Here is a 5,122-nt window from a genome sequence, read left to right as displayed (position 1 = left end):
CCGCGACGACGATCTTTGCGGAGGTGGTGGCGCGGGTGGCCGCGGGGCTAGAGCTTGCGAAGTCCACTGAGGACCCTTTCGAGCAGCGTGACGTCGGGCTGGTTGCCGGATTCGCCCCCGGCGGCGGGCTGGTGGATGGCGACCAGGCCGGCTTCGGCCAGATCGGCGACCAGGATCCGGGCCACCCCCAGTGGCAGCGAGAGCAGCGCGGAGACCTCGGCCACCGACTTCACCTCGCCGGCGCACAGGCTGCAGATCCGCTGGTGCTCCGGCAGCAGGGTGGCCAACCGGTCCTGTTCCACGGTGGACGAGACCAGCGCCTCCAGGGCCAGCTCGTACCGCGGCCGGGTGCGCCCGCCGGTCATGGCGAACGGTCGGATCAGCGGGCCGCTCTCCTCCTCGTCCTCGCCGTCGTGGTAGGCGGGGTCGGCGGCGGGCGGCGCGTAGGCCGGCTGCTGCTGCGGGTACTCGCCGTGCTGCGGGTACGGCTGGGCCGGCGCGGCCACCGGGCCGCCGTACTGCGGCTGGCCGTAGTGGGGACCGTGGCCGGCGCCGGGCGTCCCGAACGCGTCGTGGCCGGTGCCGGGGTACGGAACGCCGTACTGGCCCTGGCGATCGTCGGGCGGTGTCACGGTTCCTCTCCTCACAGGGTGCTGCGGTGCGTTGCAAGGTGCGGTGACGGTCCGGACCGGCCGGACCGGTGGTGCGAGGGGCCGTACAACGCCCGAATCCGAGCCCACCGCGGCGGGCTCGGACTGGGCGGCTGGATACTACAAGTACTACGGAACTGACAGCATGCCAGCACCGGGGTCCCGGTGACGGTGCATCAGTCGAACGGACCGTCAGTGCAGCAGGCTGCCCTGGAGCTCCGCGCGGAGGGCGGGGGTGAGGACGGCGCCGGCCCGGTCGACCAGGAGGGCCATCTCGTAGCCGACCAGGCCGATGTCGGAGTCGGGCGAGGCGAGGACGGCCAGGGACGAGCCGTCGCTGACGGCCATCAGGAAGAGGAAGCCGCGTTCCATCTCCACGACGGTCTGGTTGACGTCGCCGCCCTCGAAGATCCGGCTGGCGCCGGAGGTGAGGGAGGTGAGGCCGGAGGCGACGGCGGCGAGCTGGTCGGCGCGGTCGCGGGGGAAGCCCTCGGACATGGCGAGCAGGAGACCGTCGGCGGAGACCACCACCGTGTGCGACACCCCGGGGGTGTTGTCCACGAAATTGGTGATCAGCCAGTTCAGGTTCTGTGCGGCCTGGCTCATCTGAGTCAACTCAACGCTCCTGGTGGTTCGAGCCGCCGAAGAGATCGGTGCTGTCGTTCTGCTGTGGGTCGATCCGGAAGCTACCCGTATTGCCGGAGTCCCCACCGGCGTTACGGCCCTGCTCCACACCGCGGCGGAGGTTGGTCAGCCGGCCGCGGACCTCCTCGGGATTGCGGGAGACCTGGGGGCCCTCCGAGGCCACCGGCTTGGCGTTGCCGGGGACCAGGTTCTGCTTGGGCACCCGGCGCGGCAGGCCCGCCCCGGTCACGCCGCCGGCGGCCGGCTCCCGCACCTGCTCGGCGCGCTGCCAGGACTCGTCGTTGCCGTTGCGCCAGGCGTTGCCGGCCGGACCGGTCGGACCGGTCGGACCGGAGGTGCCGAGCTGCGACACCTGGTGGCCGCGCGCGGCCGGGTCGTTGCCGGTGGTGTCCTTCGCGCCGGTGAACCAGTTGGGCTGCTCACCGCTGTCCAGACCGCCGATCGCCCGGGCACCGAGGCCGGCGCCGCCGGCCAGCTGCTGGCCGGGGCGGCGCAGCGGCAGGCCGGAGCCCAGCGTGTCGTGCTGCGACCCGGGGGCCGGCAGCGCGGGCGGCTGCTGCTCGGGGTACGGGTGGCCGGCGGCGGGCTCGGCGTACGGCTGCTGCTGGTAGTCGGAGTAGCCGGGCTCGGCGTACGGCTGCTGCTCGTAGTAGCCGCCCTGGTACTGCTGCTGCTGGTACGGCTCCTGGTAGCCGGGCTCGCCGTAGTAGCCGTCCCGGTAGGGCTCGTTCTCGACGAACTCCGCCTCGACGTACTCGGTGGGCTCGGCCTGGCCGGGCTGCTGGGCCTGGTAGGCCTGCTCGTACTGCGGCTGCTCCCAGTCGGCGCGGTAGCCGTCCTGCTGGTAGCCCTCGGGCTCGTAGGACGGGTCGTAGCCGGCCTCGTAGTCCTGCTGCTCGTACTGCGGCTGCTGCGGCGCCTCGGGGTGCTGCGGCTGCGCGGGCACGGCCGGCTCGAACGCCTCGCCCTGCTCGTCGGAGCCGGGCTCCAGTGCGGCGCGGCGGCGCTGGTCGAGCCGCAGCGAGCGCTGCATGGAGTCCAGCGCGGGGCTGAAGCCGCCGGCGGCGGCGCCGGCGCCCAGCGCCAGGTTGTCGTCGAAGCCGAGCTCGGCGGCGCTGCGGGCGCCGTAGTTCTCCTGCTCCCAGGAGGCCTGCGGGGACTGCTCGCCGAAGATCCGGGAGACCGTGAACTCCTCCTCCGGCTCCGGCGCGTGCCGCAGCTGGGTGAGGGCGGCCGGGAGCATGACCAGCGAGGTGGTGCCGGCCGACTCGCCGGAGGGGCGCAGCTGGACCCGGATGTCGTGGCGGTCGGACAGCCGGCCGACCACGAACAGGCCCATGCGGCGGGAGATCGAGGCGTCGACGGTGGGCGGCTCGGCCAGCTTCTCGTTGATCTCGGCGAAGTCCTCGGCGGTCAGGCCGATGCCCTTGTCGTGGATCTCGACCAGCACGCGGCCGTCCGGCAGCCGGGTCGCGGTCACGTTGACCCGGGTCTGCGGGCTGGAGAACGAGGTGGCGTTCTCCAGCAGCTCGGCCAGCAGGTGGACGAGGTCGGTCACCGCGGCGCCGATCACCTCGGCCTCCGGGATGCCGGAGAGCTCGATGCGCTCGTACTGCTCCACCTCGGAGGCGGCGGCGCGCAGCACGTCGACCAGCGGGACCGGGGTGTTCCACCGGCGGCCCGGCTCCTCACCGGCCAGAACCAGCAGGTTCTCACCGTTGCGGCGCATGCGGGTGGCCAGGTGGTCCAGCTTGAAGAGGTTCTCCAGCTGGTCCGGGTCGGCCTCGTTGTTCTCCAGGTCGGTGATCAGCGCCAGCTGGCGCTGGATCAGGCCCTGGCTGCGGCGCGACAGGTTGGAGAAGATCGCGTTCAGGTTGCCGCGGAGCAGGGCCTGCTCGGCGGCGAGCGAGACCGCCTGCCGGTGGACCTGGTCGAAGGCGCGGGCGACCTCGCCGATCTCGTCCTTGCCCCACAGCGGAATCGGCTCGACGTTGGTGTCCACCCGGTCCGGGTCGGTCTTGGAGAGCTTCTCGACCAGGTCCGGCAGGCGGTGGTTGGCGATGTCCAGCGCGCCGGTGTTCAGGGTGCGCATGCCGAGGACCATCGAGCGGGCGATGAACCAGGTGAGCAGACCGGCCAGGGCCAGCGCCGCGAGCACGATCACCGAGTTGAGGATGGCGTCGGTCTGGGCGTTGTCCTTGGTGGCGACGGCGTCGCTCACGACGCTGTCCAGCAGCTTCACCTCGGTGCCGCGCAGCGGCTTGAGGTGGCTGTCGGTGGCCTGCAGCCAGTTGGGCGCGTTCAGACCGGAGTCCTGGGCGCTCTCCAGCGCGGCGTCGGCGACCTGCTTGCCGTTCAGCTCGCCGACCTGGGCGGCCTCGGAGTAGGCCAGCGCGATGTTCATCAGACCGGCGACGGTCGGGACGGTCTGGCCGTCCGGCATCCGCTGCGGGACGTGGGTGTCGGCCTGCGCCTGCAGCACCTGCTGGTCGGCGTAGGTCTTGCCGTCCTCGGGGCTGGAGCCGTTCTGGAACTCGGTCAGCGAGACCTGCTCCAGCTTCGCCGAGACGAGCAGGTCCTGGATCAGGTCGCTGTTCTCGTGCCGGGTGTTCTTGTTGGTCGAGATGCCGACCAGCAGCTGCAGCATCAGGTCGCGCTGGGTCGAGGCGGAGGCCTTGGCCAGCGAGATGGCGTAGATGGCGCGGCCGCGGGCCACACCGGCGGAGCTGCCGTTGCCGACCGAGTTGTCGAAGGCCATCAGCGGGGAGATCAGCGCCGAGTACGCGGCCTGGGTCGCGCTGGCGTAGAGCTCGGGCTTGTAGGCGTTGTCCCGCAGGTGCTGCAGGCTGCCGAGCGCCGACTGGGCGGCCAGGTTGCGGCGGGAGATCTCGCTGTCGTTGTCCGGGGCGACCTTGTTGTACGAGGACTGGTAGTCCTTGAGCGCCTTGTCGGTCAGACCGCGGTACTTCGCGACGTCGCCCTTGAGGTCCTGGCCGGTGACCAGCGGGATCAGGGTCATGTCGCGCTCGTTCTCGAGCGCGTCGGCCAGGGTGGTGGCCGAGCGGGCCAGCTCGGCGGCGCGCTCGGCGTGACTGGCCTTGACGTAGCTGTCGAAGGAGGTGTTGACGCGCAGGCCGCCGAAGACCAGGCCGATGACGACCGGGATCAGCAGGATCGCGACCAGTCGGGTCGGCACCCGCCAGTTCCGGAAGGCCAGGAACTCGTATCGGCCGCTGCCCGTTGACCGGGCATCGCCGCCCGGTCCGGTCATGGTGTCCCGGCCGCGGCCGGCGTCACCGCCGCCCGGGGGCGTGCTGCCCGGGCCTGGGCGCTCGGCATTCGCCGCGAAGGGCGAGAAGGCACCGGTGGCCTGGACGCTTCGGTCGGTCTCGCGGGGCTCGGGGCGCCGCTGCTGGGTGACTGGCTGCTTACGCCTCACTCGACAACAACCTCTCGGCCGGCTGGCGGCCATGGATCAATCCGGCGGCTTCCCCCTGGCCGCAGCCCGCTGTGGGGATGGAACTGCCTAAGTACTTCGGGGTAGGTGGCATTTCAGCACGTGCGGATGACCGGGACAAACAGCTCCGGTGTTCCCACCCACGACGCGCAAATCGGACATTCACCGCCAGGAGTCACGAATCCCCTGGTCTCGGTGAGCCGAGTGAACCCGAACCACCACGCTCTGTCAGGAAAACGTCCGAAATGCCTACCGAACCGTTATCCGACACACAGCGGGGACCTCGTGGGAGGTCCCCGCCGGTGGTGGTCAGCGCAGGCGGGCGAGCAGGGCGTGCTCGACGAGGGTGATGAGGGCGCTCTTGGCGCTG

Annotated in this window: 3 protein-coding genes; all 3 read right to left on the bottom strand. The window is 71.4% G+C overall.

Features of this window, described 5'->3' with window-relative positions; all coding sequences use genetic code 11:
• Positions 1 to 47: 47 nt before the first annotated feature.
• The gene (locus ACFW1A_RS38360) at positions 48 to 632 is read right to left on the bottom strand and encodes a DUF742 domain-containing protein (RefSeq protein ID WP_380417927.1); all 585 of its coding nucleotides are present in this window, start codon (positions 630 to 632) and stop codon (positions 48 to 50) included.
• A gap of 210 nt (positions 633 to 842) precedes the next feature.
• Complete coding sequence (locus tag ACFW1A_RS38355; protein ID WP_035797811.1) at positions 843 to 1,256, bottom strand: roadblock/LC7 domain-containing protein; 414 nt, start codon at positions 1,254 to 1,256, stop codon at positions 843 to 845.
• A 10-nt stretch (positions 1,257 to 1,266) separates the two neighbouring features.
• Complete coding sequence (locus ACFW1A_RS38350) at positions 1,267 to 4,734, bottom strand: nitrate- and nitrite sensing domain-containing protein (protein WP_380417925.1); 3,468 nt, start codon at positions 4,732 to 4,734, stop codon at positions 1,267 to 1,269.
• Positions 4,735 to 5,122: the final 388 nt, after the last annotated feature.

It is taken from the genome of Kitasatospora sp. NPDC058965 (genome assembly GCF_042741245.1).
GTDB lineage: Bacteria > Actinomycetota > Actinomycetes > Streptomycetales > Streptomycetaceae > Kitasatospora.
This window is presented reverse-complemented; position numbering and strand designations above follow the sequence as displayed.